A 19,681-nucleotide genomic window follows, 5' to 3' on the forward strand; every position below is an offset into this window, starting at 1 on the left:
AGAAGTCGCTAAGTTGTGGTGCCCTCACGTGGTGTTGTCGGCCGGGCGCTCCGGGTGGTGCTCGCGCGGTTGTCGGATGACGGTGGCGCGCCGCCGTCGCTGAGCGATGCGGTAGCGGGTCGGGGGATCAGGATGCATTCGCCGTTGCGAGACGCCGTCCAGGAAGCGACATACCGCTTCGAGGGTTTCGAGCTCCACGCATGCCGGCGACTGCTGACGCGCGACGGGACGCCCGTTCGAGTCGGCAGCCGGGCGATGGAGCTGCTGACGATCCTGGTCGAGCGCGCCGGCGAGACGGTCAGCAAGCAGCACCTCATGCAACGGGCGTGGCCGGACGTCTTCGTGCACGAGGACAATCTGAAGGTGAACATCGCCGGGCTGCGGCGCCTGCTGGACGGTGATCGCCGGACGAGCATGATCACCACCGTCCCGGGGCGCGGCTACCGCTTCGTCGCCGAGGTCCGGTCCGCTGCGACCGAGCCTCTGCCGCTCGCGACGCGGCATGCGGACGTCCTGCCGTCGGCGCCGCCGCTCGTCGGCCGCGCGGCGGACGTCGCCGCCGTCGCCGAGGGCCTCGTCCCCGGCGCCCTCGTCACCGTCGTCGGTTCCGGCGGCATCGGCAAGACCGTGGTCGCGATCGTCGCCGCCGGCCGCGTCCTTCCCGCGTTCGTCGATGGCGCCGCCTTCGTCGATCTCACCAAGGTCAACGATGGTGGGCTCGTCCCAACCGTCCTCGCTTCGGCGCTCGGCATCGGCGCGATCACGGACCCGCTGGCGAGCGTGATCCATGCCCTCAGAACACAGACGAAGCTGCTCATCGTCGACAACTGCGAGCATGTCCTGCCCACCGCCTCGGCGGTCGTCGACCAGCTCATCCGCGACGTGCCGGGACTCGCAATCCTCGCGACGAGCCGTGAGCCGCTCGCCATCCGGGAGGAGCGCCTCCACCGGCTCGACGCGCTGCGGACCGCCCCGTCCGCGACACACAGTGCGGCCGACGCGCTCTCCTATCCGGCCGTCGACCTGTTCGTGCGCCGCGCCGGCGAGCGCACCGGCTACGCCTTCACCGATGCCGACGCGGCGGTGGTCGCGGAGCTCTGCCGACGCATCGACGGCATCCCCCTCGCGATCGAGCTCGCGGCGACGCATACGGCGGCACGCACGGTCCGCGACGTCTTGGCGATGCTCGACGACCAGCTCCGCCTGTTGAGCGACGGGCCCAGACGATCGCCGCCACGCCAGCAAACGCTGCTCGCGACGCTCGACTGGAGCTACAATCTCCTGTCCGACGACGAGGCCGCCGTATTGGCAGCGCTCGCGGTCTTCATGGGTCGGTTCGACGCCGAGGCGGCTCTGGCGGTCGCTCCGCCGCATGTCGCACCGCTGGCGGTGGTCGACGCGCTCGCCCGCCTCTGCGCCAAGTCTCTGCTCGTCCATGAGGTGCGGGACGGGGCGATCACCTATCGGCTCCTCGAAACGACCCGCGCCTACTGCCTGGAGCGGCTCGCGCGCGGTGGTGAGCTCGCGACCGTCCGCCGACGCCACGCGGAGTACGTGTGCGAGCGCCTGGAGCGGGCGGCCGGCGAGTGGACGCAGCGGCGCGCCAGCGAGTGGGGTGCCGCGCACGGCCCGCTCCTCGACGACCTGCGGAGCGCCATCGCGTGGGCCGGACAGGGTGCGGATCCCGCGCCGATGATCCGCCTGACGGTCGCGGGCTGCACGCTGTGGAACCACCTCTCCCAGCTCGGCGAGTGTCGTGATCATGCGGCGCGCGCGCTGGCGGCGATCGGCGCGGCGGGACTGGCCGGTTCCGCCACCGAGATGGCGCTGCAGGCCGCGCTCGCGAGCGCCACGATCTACACGCGCGGCCTCGTGCCGGAGGCGGCCGAGGCGTCGCAACGCGCGCTCGACCTCGCCGAGCATCTCGGCGACACCGAGACCGCCCTGCGCAGCCTCAAGACGCTCGCGACGAGCGACATTCTGACCGGCAATCCCCTGCGAGCGGTGGCCCGGCTCGAGCAGTTCGCCGACATCGCGACTGCCGACGACCGCTCCGCGCTGCCGGACGGCGAGCGGCTATTCGCCATCGCCGAATATTATCTCGGTCGGTTCGACAGCGCGCGACGGCGGCTCGAGCACCTCGCGACCGGGGCGCGGGACAGCGCCGGTGTCCGACCGACGCGGTTCGACATCGAGCGCGAGGGGGTCGTCGGATGTGCCCTCGCCACGGTCCAATGGCTGACGGGCTTCCCGGACACGGCGATGCGGACCGCCGCGCACGTGGTGGAGCGGGCGCTCCTGTCGGGGCACGACCTGTCGCTCAGCAACACCCTCGCGCTCGCCTGCCAGATCGGCCTGTGGAGCAGGCGATATGCGGAGGCCGAGCGATATTGCGAGATGCTCGGAGAGCTGAGGCCCGAGAGCAACGACATGTGGCGCCAGCCGCTGATGCTCTACGCGCGGGGCATCCTCGCCTGCGCCGATGGCGCATCCGAGGCGGGGGTCGATCTGATCCGGCAGAGCATCGCCGCGCACGAAAGCGCCAATCTCCTGGTGCGCACGGCGCACTATCTCGGCACCCTGGCGCTGGAGCTCGCGAACCTCGGCGAGATCGGAGAGGCCGACCGCACGGTCCAGGCCGCACTCGACCGCGCCGTCGCGCACAACGAGCACTGGTGCGTCCCGGAGCTCCTCCGGATCGAGGCGCTGGTGCGGCGACGGCAAAACCGCGCCGACGCTGCGGAGGCCGCTCTGTCGTCGGCGCTGTCGCGCGCCACCGAGATGGGCGCCCTGTCGTGGCGGCTCCGCGCCGCCAACGATCTCGCTCGGCTCTGGCTGGACCGAGGTCGCACCGACGACGTGCGGCCCATGCTGTCGCCGATCGTCGACGCCTTCACCGAAGGTTTCGAGGGCCCGGATCTCGTCGCCGCACGCGGGCTCATCTCCGATCGCATCCGCACCGAGCGTCGCGACGGGCGGAGACCCCGCTCCGAGACGAGGAGCATCCGCTCGCTTCGCGGCTGAGCCCGTCGACAACCCGGTCACGTTCTCGCCGCGGCCGGCGGGAGCGGCGATGACATGGCTTCCGCCCTTTGCGAGGGCCGCATCGAGCGCCTCCACCGCAGTCACAGGCCGAACTTGGAAAACCGAGCCGATCGAAGCTGCCGACCAAAGTGCGGAGGCGGCAGCTCGGAAGAATGGTGCCGCGGAGAGAGCGGTGTCGCGTCCGTTCCCCGGTGCGCCGTCGGCAGCTCCGGCGCAACACTACGGAGGGTCGTGGCGCTTTTCGCGCTCGGCGCACGAAGCATTCGGAGCCCGCTCCGACCGTCAAACGGAGTTGCGCGGAGCTCGAAGGCGTAGTCGAGCCGCGCCGCATCGGCCCCTACCCGCCTGCGCTCACCTTGAACCCACCCGAGCACAGCAGCGACCTGAAGTCGTCATCGACCACGTACTCGCCGACGGCCTCGTCGAACCGCAGCCAGCCCGCCGCGATGGCACGCTGAGCATACTCCGTCTCCCTGTCGAAACGGTTCTGCGAATCACCCCTCTGCCAGACGATCAGCTTCGGCGTTCCGCTGGCATCGAGGATCAGCGTGCTGCCGCTCACCAGACGCACCGTGCTCGCTGTGCCGCCGACCGGAACGGCGCGGTCCTGAACGATCTCGGCGATGATCTCGAAGTCGATGAGGCCGCCTGGGCCCGTCCGCAACGTCGGACGCAGCGATTCTACCCGCGGCGGCGAGAAGCCGTCGCCGGCCGGGCGCAGGCGCAGGGCGGCCCAGAGGTTCGGATCGGCCTCGATCGCCAGCGCCAGCGCGCGGGCCTGGCGGCGAATCTCCCTGGCCGAGCGCGGCGACGTCGGGTTGGCGACGAAGCGCAGGTCCGCGAGGGCGAGGCCCGGAATCGGGTAGAGAGGAATGTCCGGAAGGTCCCACGCGAGAGCACGGTCCGAGACCACGTCGATCTCAGGTGGGTAGATGCCCCGGCGGCGGAAGGCGTCGACGATGTCCTCGCGGTAGCCGAGCTCGTCGGCCGGCACGAGGATGCGGTCCGCGGTGACCAGCGCCCGCAGATAGTCGGAGAAATTGATCGACGCCGGGGGACAGTAGTCGATCGCACGCACGCACATCGCCAGATAGTGCCGGGCGGTGCGGGTCGTGAGATCCGCGATCTGCCGTGCGAGATAGTTGCGCACGGTGGGCCCCGTCCCGGCGGCGAGCTCAGCCAGCGGCCGCGCCCGCCGCCTGAGGGAGCGCATGAAGGCCTCGAACACCGCCGACGCCAAAAGGCCGCCGCGGGCGTGCGGCTCGTGCTCCCCGTCCCACAGGCCGACATAGCGCGGCAGCTGGGCTTCCTCGGCGCGCCCGGCGGTCGTCCATTCCACGTCGAGCGTACGCAGGCCCGACTGGCGGATCAGTGCGCCGAGCTCCGGCGCCAGCGAGATCAGCCGCGCGTCGGCGAGAATGTCCCGCTCCGTCGCCCCCATCAGATGCTCGACGTAGCCCGGGCGGCGGAAGCGCGACAGGAGCGCCACGATGTCCGCGAACGCTTCATGGAAGGCGAGAACGTCGGGGTTCACGGGACGATCGAAGCCCGGCCTCAGCCCGTCGAGCAAGGCATGCGTCACCTCGTGCACGACGACGTCGCTGGACAGAGCGGTGAAGCGGATGAGCCGGGCATCGGCCCGCTCGTGGTCCGGGCCCGCGCCGGAAAAGCCGAAGCAGATCTCACCGGCGCGGCGGTCGTAGTAGGCGTTGAGATCGTCGAAGGCGAACGGCGCCAGGGAGAGCGGCGGGTAGTGCCCCTCGCGCCAGAAGCCCCAGGCGACCGGACGGCCGAGAGCCATGCGGAACGCCTCGTAGGTCTCCATGGCGACGAGATAGGCGTTGCGGCAGTGGCTCTCCGGATCGCCTTGATCGAAGCGAAAGTCCTCCATCCGGTCGAGGTCGGGAAAGCTGCGCATCAAGTGCGTGCGGCGGTCCACCGCGTCGACGGCGAAGAGCCCGCCGGCCGGCCCCGGCATCAGCCTTTCGTAGGGCACGGTGATCGAGGAGAGCGCCGCTTCCGACATGCGCAGCGAGGGGTCGACGGTGAACACCTCGCCGCGCCGCAGACGGCGCGGCACGTTGCCCGAGATCGCGTAGCAGGCGGCGTCGAGACCAGCCTCGCGTACCACGTTGTCGGAAATCTCGACCTGCATGGCGCCACCTAGCTCAACAGGAGGAAGGATTCCGACTCTGCCGAGCTGCGGCAGGACAGCGTGCAGATTTGGTCTTGTCCTCGCGTCAACCGGGTCACCTCAGCGCAGAATTGCGCATTAGAGAGCTGAGTGCCGCGGGCGATCACCGACAGCGCCGCGCGAGTGAAGACGCCGAGCGGCTCCGGCCCGTTCTCATGCGCAGTCCCGAAGAAGTCGCAGGCGCTGACGAGCACGTGATTGGCGTTTTCGTAGCCCACAGAGCGCCCGCCCGGCGACACCAGGTGGCGCTTTGCGCGGTTGCGACGCGGGCCCGCGATCGTCACCGGGCCAACCGAGCGCACCCGCGAGCTACCGAAGCTGGCGAGCGGGGACAGCTTCGTCGCCGTGCCGGAAAAGCAGCTGTCCAAAAGGACGAGGAGCGACGCGTCCGGATCGAGCGCCGACAGGATGTCGCCGATGCGATCGTCGCGCAGGATGGCCGTCGCCCGGTCGGTGTCGTTACCGAGGATCGCCTGATCCTGCTCACGCTCTCCTTCGTCCCCGCTGGTGTCGAACACCGGCGCGCCGTGGCCGGAATAGTGCCAGATGAGTTTGTCCTGCGGCCGGGCGGAGGCGATGAAATCGGTCAGGTAGGTCTCGATGTCTGCCCTCCGCAGTGCGTCGGCCGCCACCTTCTGGATCACTTGGACGGATGGGCGCTCTTTCGTGATCGCGGCCACCCATTCGTTGGAATCGTTGACGCATCCGTGCAGTCGGATCGAGCCCGCGTAGTCGTCGATCCCGATGCTGAGGAGGCGTATCGCCGCCCCGCGCGCCTGCGCCGGGACCGTCGCGCGCGCGCTCGGTGGTGGCGGCGCGGACGCCTCACGCACGGCCGCCAGCAACGTCGACAGCTCCTCCGGCATCCGGTCCGTCGCACCCGCCCGGTCGGAAAGTCTGCGGGCCGCGGCCGGGAAGGGCTCGAGGTCATCGCCCGGATCATTGCTCGGATCGCAGATCATCTGGACCACCGAGGACATCGTCGCCGGGTCGTTGTCGAAGTCGCCGTGCGTGGTCGCGTGGGAACTGAGACGGCGCGACGTGCCGGGCTGGGTCGGCGACAGGACCAGCGCCTCGCGCAGGTCGTCGAACGGCGCCTCCAGGAGGTCGAGGAGATCGGGGTCGTCGGCGAGGTCCTTGTGCAGCCCGCAAAGGGGCTCGCCGAACGAACGCTCGAAGCCCCGGCTCACGAGGTAGAGCAGCGACTTGCCGTACACGTCGCGCACCGTATCGTCGCGCTCGGCGGTATCGGTCATAGTGTAGATGCGCAGCTTCGGTGACGCGGCCAGCGCAGCCAGCGTGGTTCTGAGAAGCTGCGTGGTCGCGGCCGGCGCCAAGAGCTGCACCGAGGCCGTTTTGATGCCCTCCGCCTCGAGGCGCTGCAGGAAATGAAGGTGGAGGATCGCACCCGCGCTGTGGCCAACGAGGTGCAGCGGCTGCCGGGTGTCGGCGCGGGCGTCGCCGAACATCTTGGCGAGCAGCGTCAGTCCGTGCGCATCGCCGGCGGCGGACGCGAGCCGGGCGGCGGCCTTCATCGTGCCCCAGATGTCGGTCGCGGTGGCGTGCACCAGCCGCTCCACGGCACTGTCTCGCAGTTCGCTCAGCGTATCGCGGGCGCCCCACGCGCCGACGCCGACGGCGGCGCCGATGAGATCGACCAACGTCGAAGCGAGGTCGCTCTCCCAGACGACGAAGATCGGATAGACGCCGTTCGCCAGCCACCACGGGGTGGTGATGCGCGCCTGCTCGACCGCCGCACGCTCGCCGGTAAGACCGCCGTGCGCGTAGATCGCGATCGGCATTCCGGCCCCCACGGCTTTGCCAACGATGCGCTTGACGTCGCTCGCAGAGGTGCGGATCGCCCCGCCGGACGACAGCGCCCCCATCCTGAGGTTCACCACGTGGTTGGCAAGGTCTACCGGCGCCAGCGCCGAAGGCCGTCGGGTGGCGGCTCGCCGCACGACGCGAGGCCCCTCCCCCAACCCCGGCATCCGCGCGGCAAACCACTGCAAAGTCGCATCCACGACGCTCGTACGCTCGAGCTCGACCGTCTTCCCGTCGAGCTTACCCAACGCCGCCTTCAGATCGGCACGCGGCAGGCACTTCGGCAGCTCGTTGCCCCGGCGAGAACCGCTTCGCTGGTTGCCGAGCGGGTCTTCACCCGTCAGCGCCTGCTGCCCGAAGAGGATCTCCGCGACCGCGTTCAGCACCGCGCCGTTGGCCCCCTCGTCCGGCTCGTAGTCAGCGATGCCGATCTCGAGCCGCGGCTGCACCTTCGCGTTGCGCACGATGGCTCGGTCGAAGTGACAACACAGGGCGACCCAGCCGTTCGGCATCACCACCAGGTGGAACCGCTCACCCTCGCTCCCAAACGCAACGCGGTCGAGATCGGCGAGATATTCCTGGGCGGCCGCGTAGGAGCCGGCCATTTCGACGCGATCGTCGAACGAGCGCACCCGGTCGGAGCGTCCAATCAGGGTGACATTCGTGTGCGACGGCAGCGCCGTGACGAACGCGCCCGCCCGCGCGAAGAACTGCTCGATCTCCCGCGGACCGCGCATGATCGGATAATCGTTGTCGAAGATCGGCATCGCAAAGCCTTGTCGATCGGCAAACTGAAAAATATGACCAAAATATCTGCCGCAGCGGGCACCCCATCGGGGCGGATAAGATCGCGCACTCGTTGCGCGACTTCAACCAGTCTGTTAGCCTGGCACTGAATTTTTGTTTTCTGCGTAGTGACGACTTTTTTATAAGGCTATAGGACGGGCTCGATGTCTAACCGTGCTCGGTTTGCTTCATTTTGCATATTCGCAATCATGCTTCTCGGGGTGGCACGTTCGCCGGCCGAGGCTACCGACTTCTGCAAATTCAACGCGGCGGACTTTTCGGAGCTGGCGTCGAGCCGGCGCACGACGCATCGCGTGATCTGCGCCGACGTCGCGGCGCTCGACCAGATGTTGGTGTACAACCGCTTCGGCTCGCACAACCCCTTCGGCATGATCTTCGCGTTGACCCGTGATCTCGTTTCCGTGGACGAGAAGGCTGCCGACGGCGTCGACGACATTACCGAATTCACCGCCGAAACGTGCGACTCCGACCTCGGCACCCACGCTCAACCGGGCACGATGACGCCAGGGCGGGTACGCCTCCGCAACTGCAAGCGGCCGCGCCCGCTGACTCTGCGCGCCAACGTCGGCGACGTTCTTCACGTTCGCGTCCGCAATCTGCTGCGCCGCCCCGCCTGGGACGATGCCGGCGACCGGCCGGGATACAGCGAAACATTCTGCCGGCAGGGGCGGCCCGGCGCTGAGCTGAACGGCGCACCGGAGGATGGCTGGCTGTGGCGCACGATCGTCCGGCCGTTCGTCTCCGAAGGCGAGAAGCACGGCGAGGACATCGTCGAGGAGCGCGGCGACCGGCTGATCGCCGCCGTGTGCGAGACGGGCTCGCAAGCCAAGCCGACCGAGCTGTCGGCCGAGGCCGCCGACTGGCCGCGCACCCGCGGCATCTCATTCGTCATCGACGGGCTGCGCCCGGTGAAGGATCCCGACACGGGTCGGGTCGACGAGGTGTGCCTCGGCCTCGACCAGGTGCATCCCGGTGAGCCGCCGGTCGACTGCTACTGGCACGCCGAGCGGGAGGGACCGTTCTTCATCAACTCACTCGCCGCCCCCGCCGGCGGAGAGGGCGACGGCGGTTCGCTGGTGCACGGCCTCTTCGGCAGCCTCGCCGTCGAGCCGCAACCCGAAGACGCGGAGACGTCGACACAATGGTATCGCAGCCAAACCTCGCGCGCCGCCTTCGACGGGGCGTGGAGCAAAGCGACCAGCGCCACCAACCCGCACGCCCGTGCCGGCGCGCTGAACTACGAGGCGATCCACGCGGACACCGGCCTACCGATCCTCAACCTGCTGCACCGGCTTGGCGGCGAGCGGTACGAGCTCGTCCACAACGAGCTGAACGCCATCATCGCGCCGCCGCACGATGTGGCCTTCCGTGAGTTCACCGTGGTCTTCCACGACGAGCTGAAGACCTTCTACACCCGCAACTTCAAGGAGCTCGGCCGCTTCGACCAACTCGCCGGCGTGCGCGACGGGTTCGCGATCAACTACGGCGCCAGCGGTCTTGGCGCGATGATCATCGCCAATCGCAAGGGCATCGGCCCGGCGGCCGACTGCATGGAGTGTCTCTACGAAGAATTCTTCCTGGAGAGCTGGGCAAACGGCGACCCGGCGTTGCTGGAGAGTTATTCCAACGACCCGTCGAACGTCCACCATTCCTACCTGAACGACCCGATCGTCTTCCGGAACTACCACGCCGGGCCGAAGGAGACACACGTCTTCCACCTGCACGCGCATCAGTGGTTTTCGGGCAACGACAGCGGCCGCAGCGCCTACCTCGACTCGCAGACCGTCGCACCGCGGCAGGGCTTCACTTACGAGGTCTACCATGGCGGCCTGCGCTACTACAGCGAGGACGGAGGTGGCGATAAGGGCAAGGGGTGGTGGCAGTCGCTGGGGTCGGGCAACCGCAACCGCACCATCGGCGATTCCATCTTCCACTGCCACCTCTACCCGCACTTCGCGCAAGGCATGTGGGAGCTGTGGCGGGTACACGACGTTCTGGAGGACGGCCAGCGCCGCCTGCCAGACGGCCAAGCCGAGCCCGGCCTTTCGGTGGATCTGTTGAAGCGCGACGAGCGCGGGCTGGTGGCACCGACGATGTCTCGTACCGGCAGCGTCGACAGCGATGGCCGCTACGTCGAAAACGCGCCGGGGACGCCGATTCCGGCGCTGATCCCCTTGCCCGGCATCGCGGCGCCGCTGCTTCCCACCTACACCACGGACACGGTCTCCCGCGAGGCCGCCGTCCTCGGCTACCCGTTCTTCATCGCCGGGGAGGCCGGCCACCGCGCGCCGCAGGCGCCCAACGATATCGCCCGCGCTCAGGGCACCGACGGCAAGGACGGCTCGAAGGGTAGCTGGCTCGACGGCGGATTGCCGCGCCACGTCGTGCTCGACCGGACCGAGCGCGAACTGGGCGTTACGGCGGAAACCGGCGACCTCGCCATCGACGACACGACCAGCCCCGCGGACCGCCGGCGCGTCGAGGACACGCTGTACCGGCTCACCGCCAAGATGCTGGCGCTCGGCGACTTCTCCTCCAAGCTGACATCGGCGCGGATCGAGGTCCTCGACAACGGCGGCGAGCCGCAGGAGCGCGCCGCCATGGGGTTCCACCACAACGGCGTGGGCGAGGCTCCGCTGGCCCTCGTCAAAGCCGACGGTACCGCAAGCACGTTCGACACCAGCGGCAAGGGCTACACGAGCTTCGACCCGCAGGCACCGGCCGAGAAGGCACCGCATCGCTTCGCCGTGAACGGTGCACCCCCTAAGCCCGGCGCCCCCTTCGCCGATCCGTGCGGCGCGCCCGACGGCTATGCCGGCACGACGACGGAGCGGCGCTTCGTTCCCGGCGACAGGACAAGAATGGAGGCGTACACCGACCAGTTCGTCAAAGGACTCGATGGGCTGGAGCAGACTTTCGTCACCGATCCCGCCATGATCGGCTTCCGCCGCTACGCCGCGTCGGCGGTACAGGTCGACATCGTCACCAACCGCGCCGGCTGGCACGACCCGCAGGGGCGCATCAACGTCCTAACCGCGGACTCCAACACCTATAAGAACCGCGGCCCCAGCGCACGCGAGGAGCCGTTCTTCTTCCGCGCCTACTCCGGCGAGTGCGTCGAGTTCCGCCACACCAACGAGCTGCCGAAGGAACTGGAGCTCGACGATTTCCAGGTAAAGACGCCGACCGACACCATCGGCCAGCACATCCACTTGGTGAAGTTCGACGTGACCTCCTCGGACGGTTCCGGCAACGGCTTCAACTATGAGGACGGCACCTTCGCCGCCGACGAGCTGGCGATGAGGCTGTGCGCGATGCTGGATCCTGCGGCAACGGACCCGACCATCCGCGACCCGTCGACGATGTCCTCCGACGCGGCACCCGCCCAAATGACAGCCGACGAGTGGAACCACCTGTGCCAGCGGGCCGGGAATGGCACCGAGGCGCACTGGGAGCCGCGCAATCACCATCACTGGGCCAGTCCGCTCTATGACGGGAGCGTGCGCAATCCGCGGTTCCAAACCACGGTGCAGCGCTGGTTCGCCGACCCGATCCTCTCGATCGTGGAGAAAACCCCGTCGGGCACGAGCGAACGTCGTGCCGATCGCACCATGCGCACGGTCTTCACCCACGACCACTTCGCCCCCTCCTCGATCCAGCAGCACGGCTTCTATGCGGCGCTTGTGGTGGAGCCGGCCGGAATGCGCGTGTGTCCGTCGCTGGGCGGGGAGATCGCTGCCGGGCGGGACTGCATGCAGGCGGACGAGACGACCATGCAGGCGATCGCCATCGGCGACGAGCGCGGCACTGGCACGGCGAAGATCGTCGGCAACCTCGACGACGATCTCCACCCTGATTTCCGCGAGTTCGCCCTCGCGATCGCCGACTTCGCGCTGCTCTACGATCCGACAGACGGCGACGACGAGAGCGTGTCGGCCGCGTCCGGCCCAATGCTGGTCGGCGACGGCTCGGGGCAGACCGTGATGCTCTCGCCGACGAGCGCGACGGATCGCCTGTCGCCCAAGGGCATCGCGACGCTGGTCTGCGAGGCGCAGTATGGCGGCCTGCTGGCCGCCGGCGACCCGGTCCCGGGGGATGTGCTGGAGAACCTGTGCGGCTCCAACCTCACCCACATGGACTTCGGCGGCCAGCCGCGGGTGGTGGAGAGCGAATCGGTGCCGCCAGCCCTCGTCGCCCGCGGGCTCATCACGGAGACCGAGGTGCAGGCCCTGCGTGCCTTCTTCGCGTTCGTGCGCTACCGGGCGGGATTCGGCAAGGGCCTCGCCCGGCCGATTGCGGCCCCGCAGCGGCCCGAGTCCATCTCGGTCGACCACCACGACCCGTACCTCGTCAACTACCGCGGCGAGCCGGTGCCGCTCCGGATCGGCGAGCAGCACGTCGGCGAGGCGACCGAGCCGGAGGGCGAGGACGAGGACGAGGACGACATTCGGACCGAGCTGGAGCGGGAGGACGAGTCTGCAGTCGAGATGAAGCTTCGGCGCGAGGACACTCCCGACCATGGGATCGGGCCCGAGGATGGCGACTCCGCGAAGCTGGTCGACGACCACGCCGCCCTGATGCCACGCCGGCCGATCCTCCTTGCCAGCGCCGACCTCGGCGACCCTTCGGTAATGTCCGACGTCACGCCCGACTACGTGCGCCTCGCCCAGAACGACGCCGCCGTCGAGGCGGTGGCCGCCACCGATGCTGAGTCCACCTCCCGCACCGCTTTCGACTGCTTCGAGGAGAGTCATGCGGATGTCGTCGAGCAGTTCCTGCGGCGCGCTCCCGGCCCGGTCGGCGGCCGACCCGGCGGCATCGAGCCGCCCGGCATCGACCCGACACTGAGCGCCGGGCTCCTCAACAACATCGCCGGAGCCACGGTCGCCCTCGACTGCTCGATCCGCCATCAGTCCGAGGACCCGCGTGGCGACCTCGCAAACGTGTACCGCTCGCAGTTCGACGGCGACAAGACCGGTCCGATCGCCCACCGGTGGCACCGCGACCCGGTGACGCCGCTGCTCGAGACCTACTCCGACGAACGCATCCAGATCCGCCTGATCCAGGGTGCACAGGAGGTGCAGCACACCTTCAACGTCGAAGGGATGGCCTGGCGGCGCAACATCGACCAGGGCTACCCTTCCGGTGCCGACCCGTTGGACAACGACTATGTCGAGCCGACCTGGTGGCAGACATGCCACGAGCACGGCCGCTACGGCATCGCCGACCAGCACGATCGCTGGCGTGACGGCGAGCTCAAGACCACGGACGATCTCGGCTACTTCGACAAGCACTCCCGTTACGTTGCCCGATGCAACAACCTCGAGGGCTTCACCGCGGCGCAGGAGGTCGGCATCTCGGAGCACTTCGAGTTCCCGTCCGCCCCGAGCCGCTATGCCGTCAACTACCGTTCCGTGCAGAACGCGCTGAACCGAGCCGAAGCGCCGGTCCCGGGGGACGAGGATGAGAAGGTGCTCGACTACCTCTACCATTTCGGCTCGCTCGACGCCGTGTGGAACGGCGCTTGGGGCCTCATCCGCGTCTACGACAAGCCGTCCCGCGGATTTGTCGAGGACACCACACGCCGCCTCGAGACCGCCGGAACCGAGTGCGACGCCACCAGCGACCGGCCACGCGACGACAGTGCCTGCGCGATAGACTCCGTGCTGCGCCAACTCGCCGAAGTCGACGACGAAAAGACGGACGACGAGGGCACCAGAAGTCTTCCGATGCAAAGCCTCCTCGCCTCCTGCCCGGCAGGGGCGCCGCGGGTCGAGTCCTATGCGGTCGCGATGCCGCTCCCCGAGGGACAAAGCTACGACTCCTGGGGAAGCCGCCTACACGACGTCGACGCCCTCGCGCTCGTCCACGTGCCGAAAGATCTCGTCCTGCGCCTGAGCGATTCCGACGGGAGGGTGCCGCTGACTAAAATCCACACGCTGCGCGAGGCGGCGATGGCCTACTATCGAGACGAGCCCTTCGTCGCGCGGGCCAATGCCGGGGACTGCCTGAAGCTGTCCATCGTGAATGCGCTCGCCACCGACGCCGAGCCGGATTGGACCGGATGTGGCCACGCCCCGAACGGCGACCGCCCGGGCCTCGTCCGCGACTGCTTGGGCGATGCGCCGATGCCGAAGATCGTGCCGCTCAACGTCGAGCCCGACTGGCAGCCGCCGAACGGCGGTGACGAGGTGGACATCCCCGTCACGGCGCACCAGAAGAACCGGATCGACGTCCGCCCCTCTGCCCGCATGGCCTTCACGTCACCGGTGTCGATGCTGACCCGGGGGGCCGACGCGCAGCTTCCCTTCGGCGTGAACCCGACGACCACGGTGGAGCCTGGCGAGATCCACGAAGGACAGTATTATCTTGGCCTGCTTCGGATCGACTACGTACTGATCGACAGTCTGTTTGGGGCGACCCGCGCGGACGCCAACGTGCCGGTGCTGAAGGCGACGCGCGTCTGCACCGAACTCGGTATCGACCTCGACGCTCTCCCCGGCACCTCGACGGACGACGCCGCAGCGGCGCGCAACATCATCGCCAGCCGTGATCCCGACTATCTGATCCGGCCCGTCAACGATAACGACCATTTCGACGGCGTCTTCCCAGAATCGAAAACGATCGTCGCGAGGCTCAGCTTCGACGTTCTGGGCAATCGGCGCACCGTCGCCGTGGTGACGCACGGCGCGCAGGCATCTCGGCCGCTGCCGGACAGCGTCGTCGCAAACGCCATGCACATGATCGGCGGCTGCATCGACGCGCTGGCATACCGGCCGGGCCTCTACCAGGAGATCGAGCGTTACAACGATACCCTCGACGACCAAAACCAGGTGAAGGCCATTCCCATCGGCGCTCAGTTCAAGGGGGAGCGGGCGAAGGCGATACACGCGATCCCCTACGCGCTCGGCGCCATGCCGCTGAAGCCGATCGGCGACCTCTTCAACCACCTCCCGCACGGCTTGTTCGGGGCAATCGTGGTTGAGCCCGAGGGCGCCACCTATCAGGGGCGCTCTCCGGTCGTCGACGGCTCCGCCCTCTATGAGCCCGACCGCTCTCCCTACATAGGGGCGGCGCATCGCGGCAGAGGCGCCAACCGACAGATCACCTTCACCGGACCGGAGAACGAGCCGCGTTCGCTGCGCGAATACGTGCTGTTCTACCAGGACGGGCTGAACCTTTGGGACGACGACAGCCGCAATGCGTGGTACCCGGAGGGGAGCAGCGTGCCACTGAAGATCGTCCGCGACTGCGCGATCTGCGACGATACCTACGACTTCGGCGAAAAGGCCGTCAGCTATCGCGCACCCGCCTTCTCTCGCCGACTGTGGCAGACGAAGGCACCGGGTTCGACCAGCCCGCAACTGGAAGCCCACGCCAACCTCAATCGGGTCCGCTTCGGCGACGATTTCTATGATCTGAAGGACCGCCTGTGGTCCAACTCGCTGCGGCTGTGGGCGAAGGCCGGCGAGGAGGTCCTGGTGCGCGTCGTCCACCCGGGCGGGCGGGCCCGTCAGCGAGCCTTCGTCACCGTGGGCAACGACTACGACGACGTTTACCCCGGCTTCGGCTTCCCGCACGCCTCGCTGCTGGCTCCCGGCAAGGCAGTGTCGGCGGCCTTCTCCGCTCCGTTGCGCCCCGGCTGCTACATGTGGTCCGACGGACCGCGCCACATCTTCGCCTCAGGCGCCTGGGGCCTGCTCGACGTGCTAACCGATCGCGGGGGCTCCTCGTGCGGCTTCCACAAGTAGCCGTCGCGGGCGCTCTCCTCGCCGTTGCCACGGGCCCGGCGGCCACGGCCCAGCCGGCGGCGAAGATCGATCCGTCCTTTGCCGCGACGCTGACGGCCGAGGTCTCGCTGTTCGATCCGGCGAAGCGCACTCCGGTGGACCGGGCCCGCTCCGGTGCACCGATCGGCATCACCGTCCGCCTGACGGACCCGGTCACGGGCGCGCCGATCACCGACGAGCACCTCGCCGGCTGGATCCGGCCGGTGGCAGCCTCCAACAGCCCATGCCGCGAAGCCGCGCGCTCCTATTTCGTCAGTAGCGGGCGCCTGCCAAGCGGCGCCACCGATCTCGACCGCTCGCTCTACGCCCTGCGCCACGAGGACGGCACGGTTTCCATCGTCGACTGGGAGAAGTCGATCGCCAGCGCCAACATCCTGGCGATCGCGCGGGTGCCCGGCCGCGGTGGCGCCCTTGCGGCGCGGCGGGCCAGCTACACCTTCCTGGCCGAGACGTCGGACGGACCGCCCGTCGCGATCCCTGCGATGGCCGACACCACGCCACACCCGCTCGCCGGCTTGGGCGCCGCTCACCACCATATCCTTACTCCGACCGGCTGGCTCGCAGCGGACCGCACGCTGGAGACGCCTCACGGCCAGCGCCTCACGCTGCCCGTCCCCGTCACCGCCCTTGTCCCCACCTTCCCCGACAGTGACGGGATCGAACGCGGCGTCCTCGCGACGCTCGCCGACGGCACCGTCGTTCCGGTCCATGCCGACGGTACGGCCGCGCCGGCGATCCACGGCGTGGCAGCGACGACCGGCGCTGCCTACGCCCCCGCGGCCGAGGCGGCGATCTTCGTCGATGGCACCACGACGCTGACGATCGACTACGGCCGCCGCAGCCGCATCGCCACGTCGCTGCCGGCGCCGGCCGACCGCGTCCTCGTCCACCCGGACGGCGATTTCGCGGTGGCTTGGTCCGACAGCGCGCCGACATTTTCGATCATTGAGGTCGCGACCGGAACGGTGACGCAAGCGGTGGAGCTCAACGCGCCACCCACCGACCAGCCGATCCGCGAGGTCGCCTTCGCCGGCCGCTCCGCGTTCGCGCTGCTGGAGAGGCTGGATTTCGTCCTTGTCGTCGACCTCGCACAGGCGCGGCGCGGCGAGCCGGCGGCGGTGCGTCCGGTGCGGATCGGGCCGCCGGTGGGCGCCGTCACCCCCGACCAGGGGCCCTTCCTCATCGAGAGCGCGCGCGGGCATGCGGGCGGGGTCGTTCTCGTCCTCCATCCCGACCTGTCGGCCGCCTTTCCGGTCAAGGAGGAGAGCGGCAACGCCACCGCCGCGATGAACGGATTCCGCGTCCGCGCCGGTCGGCCGGTCGGTCTCGCCGAGCTGGAAGGGGGCTTCGAGGAGGTCGCGCCTGGCCGCTACGAGGCGGTGAGCATCGTCGCCAGCGGGGGTGATCATGAGGTCGTCGTCTCCGGCGGCATCGGCCGGTTCAGCGCCTGTGCGGCGTTCCCCGTGGAGGGCGGCGGCACCGCCCCGCCGGCCTTCCGCCTCCTTGCCGACGAGGCCACCCCCGGCACGTTGCGCCTCACCATCGTCGACACCGACGGCAATCCCCAGCGCTGGCCGGCGCCCTACCGGGTGCGTCTCCAGGCGCTCGGCAGTCACTGGCGCCACATGGCGACGGCCGTTCCCGATGGTGACGGCCACGTCGCCCATCTCGGCGCATCACCGAGCGGTCCGCTCGTCGCGACGTTCGCCGAGGCGCTGCCGACACCGATCGTCATCGCCCCGGCCCAGGTCAGGAGAAAGCCGTGAACCGCGTCCTCGTCGTACTCGGCCTGCTGGCCGTCACGGCGGTGTCCGCCGCCACCACCGTCCTCCTCGCCCGCGCTAAGGGGGACGACGCCACGCCGACCGCGCTCGCGGTCGATCTGACGCCGGACCAGATCCGGATGCCCGACACGCCGGTCGTCACCCAGGACGGTACTGAGCTCGCCTTTTCCGAGGCGCTCGGTCCAGGTGCCTACATCATCGGCTTCACCTACACGAAGTGCCCGGCGATTTGCGGTGCAACCGAGCTCGACATGCAGTTCGTCGCGGCGAGCCGAGCTGATCTCGACACCCCGCTTCGCCTGGTGACGCTGACGCTCGACCCGCAAAACGACACGCCGCAGGTTCTGGCGACAGCCCACAGCGCCGCCGGCGCGCCGCCGGAGTGGGTGCGCCTGACAGGACGCCCGTCCGACATCATGCGGCTGCTCGGTTATCTCGGTGCTTGGGACGGGCGACCGCTCAAGGAGCACAAGCAGGTCTTCATCGTCGGCAACACATCGAGCGGTCGCAACAGCCGCCTGTCGGTCGAGGAAGTCGGCTATGATCCCGAGCGCCTTCTCGCCATAGCCGCGTCCTACGCCGCATCATGAGGAGCAGTGGACGGGCGATCGCCGTCCTTGTCGCGGCTATCCTCGCCGCTGCCGCCCCGGCCGCCCACGCCGACGCGCTGCTGGAGCGCGGCCGCGCACTCTACGAAGGCACCGCCGGACCGCTCCCCACCGCAATCGGCGGCCGCACGATATTGGCCCGCGGCGTGACCTGCAGTGGGTGCCATGGGCGCGACGCGGGCGGCGGCCGGGAGACCCGCGCCGGCCCACCGATCGACTGGGCGACGCTGATGGCAGCGACCGCGACCCGCCCCGCCTACGACACGGCTGGCGTCTACCGCGCCACGACGGCCGGGCTCGATGTGACCGGCACACCGTTCGCCAGCACGATGCCCCGCTTCGTGCTGAACCCCACCGATCTCGACGCACTGGCCGCCTACCTGAAGGCGATCGCGGCGGAGCAGCGGCTCGGGCGGACTGACGAGGCCATCGGCTTCCTCGCCCCGGATCTTGCGCGCACGCCTGCGGGCAACCGCTTCCGCGAGGCCTTCGAAGCGACGGTGCTCCGCCTCGCCCCTCACGGCGTGTTCGGACGACGCATCGAGATCGTCGCTGCGGCCCCGGCGTTCGCGACCCTCGCGGCGCCGGTGCTGCGCGCGCACCCGCCGATGCCGGATCTCTTCCCCGCCGCTCCCCTCGTCGGCGACGAGGCCCCGGGCGACGTCCGCGGCGCCTCCGCTTCGATCGCCCGCCAGGTCGAAGCGCTGATCGGTAGCGCGACGAGTGGCTGCGTCGTCGCGGCGGCCGACCTCAGGGCGCGCCTCGCACCACTTGTCGATGCCGTCGACGGGACCGACTGGCGCTGGTGCGACGCGCCGTCCGGAGGTGTGACGCTGGCGCTTGGCACGGCGCTCGCCGACGCCGTGCGGGCCGCTGATGGCCCGGTGCTGGCGCTGGCGGACGATCTCGTCCGCCTCGCGGTCGCGCCGCCGGACTGCCTGTCGGTGGCCGACCCGCATCCGCCGAGCGGAGCCGGCGGCGGCGCCCCGGCCGAGCGCTTCGGCACCGTCGCCGCGGAAACGCTGATCGAGACGCTGAAGCTATGCGGCCCGGACTGCACGCGGGCGCGGCTGATCGAAGCCTTCGACGCGGTACGCGTGCCGGAGCGGGTATGGCCGGCGCTCGACTACGGGCGACAGCCCCTCACGGGCACCGACGCCGTCGCGATCCACCATCTTTGCACGCCGATCGAGCCGTCGAGATGACCGAAGCGGCAGCGATCCTGACGAATGTCATGCCGGGTGCAATCGCAGCGCTTGGCTGAGCGGCAAACGTTGCCCTGACCTTAAACGCAAATCATCGCCCCGTTTGGGTTCTGCAGGAGAAGGCGCTTATGGCGCGCGTGTTCTGGTTGTCAGAAGGCGCGTGGGCGAAGATCGAACCGCACCCGCCGCACCAAAGGCCCGACAAACCTCGGGTGGATGAGCGGCGGGTGATCAGCAGCAGCTTGCACGTCCTCACGACCGGCTGCCGACGGCGCGACGTGCCCACCGCTGACGGCTCACAAACGACCGTCTGCTGATTCTGCCCAGTTCGAGTGGACACCGATGGAGGCTTTCGAGCCAAAGATGGAGTGTCGGATGAGCGAGTGAAGTGCCCCCCATTTCGACCGGACAGCTGGCGTAAGCA

At 69.2% G+C, this 19,681-nt stretch carries 7 protein-coding genes and 1 pseudogene; 6 read left to right on the top strand and 2 right to left on the bottom strand.

Translation table 11 applies throughout. The features are described 5' to 3' along the window. Positions 1-144: 144 nt before the first annotated feature. Positions 145-3,024 (top strand): ATP-binding protein, encoded by a 2,880-nt coding sequence (locus JCR33_RS15550; RefSeq protein WP_198883018.1) that lies wholly within the window; start codon positions 145-147, stop codon positions 3,022-3,024. A 358-nt stretch (positions 3,025-3,382) separates the two neighbouring features. Here the strand turns inward: JCR33_RS15550 and JCR33_RS15555 are convergent, their stop codons facing one another. Next, on the bottom strand, positions 3,383-5,200 hold the full coding sequence (locus tag JCR33_RS15555) for a gluzincin family metallopeptidase (protein ID WP_198883019.1): 1,818 nt from the start codon (positions 5,198-5,200) through the stop codon (positions 3,383-3,385). Positions 5,201-5,208: 8 nt separating this feature from the next. Continuing rightward, on the bottom strand, positions 5,209-7,830 hold the full coding sequence (locus JCR33_RS15560) for a caspase family protein (protein WP_198883020.1): 2,622 nt from the start codon (positions 7,828-7,830) through the stop codon (positions 5,209-5,211). A gap of 240 nt (positions 7,831-8,070) precedes the next feature. Between JCR33_RS15560 and JCR33_RS15565 the strand changes: the two genes are divergently transcribed. From JCR33_RS15565 to JCR33_RS15585, 5 genes and pseudogenes are all read left to right on the top strand, one after another. Next, on the top strand, positions 8,071-15,621 hold the full coding sequence (locus JCR33_RS15565) for a hypothetical protein (RefSeq protein ID WP_211110333.1): 7,551 nt from the start codon (positions 8,071-8,073) through the stop codon (positions 15,619-15,621). Next, on the top strand, positions 15,603-17,426 hold the full coding sequence (locus JCR33_RS15570; RefSeq protein ID WP_198883022.1) for a hypothetical protein: 1,824 nt from the start codon (positions 15,603-15,605) through the stop codon (positions 17,424-17,426). Before JCR33_RS15565 ends, JCR33_RS15570 begins: the two co-directional genes overlap by 19 nt. After that, complete coding sequence (locus tag JCR33_RS15575) at positions 17,423-18,034, top strand: SCO family protein (protein ID WP_198883023.1); 612 nt, start codon at positions 17,423-17,425, stop codon at positions 18,032-18,034. The genes JCR33_RS15570 and JCR33_RS15575 overlap by 4 nt, the downstream gene beginning before the upstream one ends. Further along, complete coding sequence (locus tag JCR33_RS15580; RefSeq protein WP_198883024.1) at positions 18,031-19,257, top strand: c-type cytochrome; 1,227 nt, start codon at positions 18,031-18,033, stop codon at positions 19,255-19,257. Before JCR33_RS15575 ends, JCR33_RS15580 begins: the two co-directional genes overlap by 4 nt. 128 nt (positions 19,258-19,385) lie before the next feature. Next, a pseudogene (locus JCR33_RS15585) lies at positions 19,386-19,568 on the top strand (transposase); the annotation flags it as partial. Between the last annotated feature and the right edge of the window lie 113 nt (positions 19,569-19,681).

The organism is Acuticoccus mangrovi (assembly GCF_016411865.1).
GTDB lineage: Bacteria > Pseudomonadota > Alphaproteobacteria > Rhizobiales > Amorphaceae > Acuticoccus > Acuticoccus mangrovi.

Excerpts from the sequence above, each read along its gene's own strand:
- JCR33_RS15555 (WP_198883019.1), bottom strand. The coding sequence starts at position 5,200 with ATGCAGGTCGAGATTTCCGACAACGTGGTACGCGAGGCTGGTCTCGAC.
- JCR33_RS15560 (WP_198883020.1), bottom strand. The coding sequence starts at position 7,830 with ATGCCGATCTTCGACAACGATTATCCGATCATGCGCGGTCCGCGGGAG.
- JCR33_RS15580 (WP_198883024.1), top strand. The coding sequence starts at position 18,031 with ATGAGGAGCAGTGGACGGGCGATCGCCGTCCTTGTCGCGGCTATCCTC.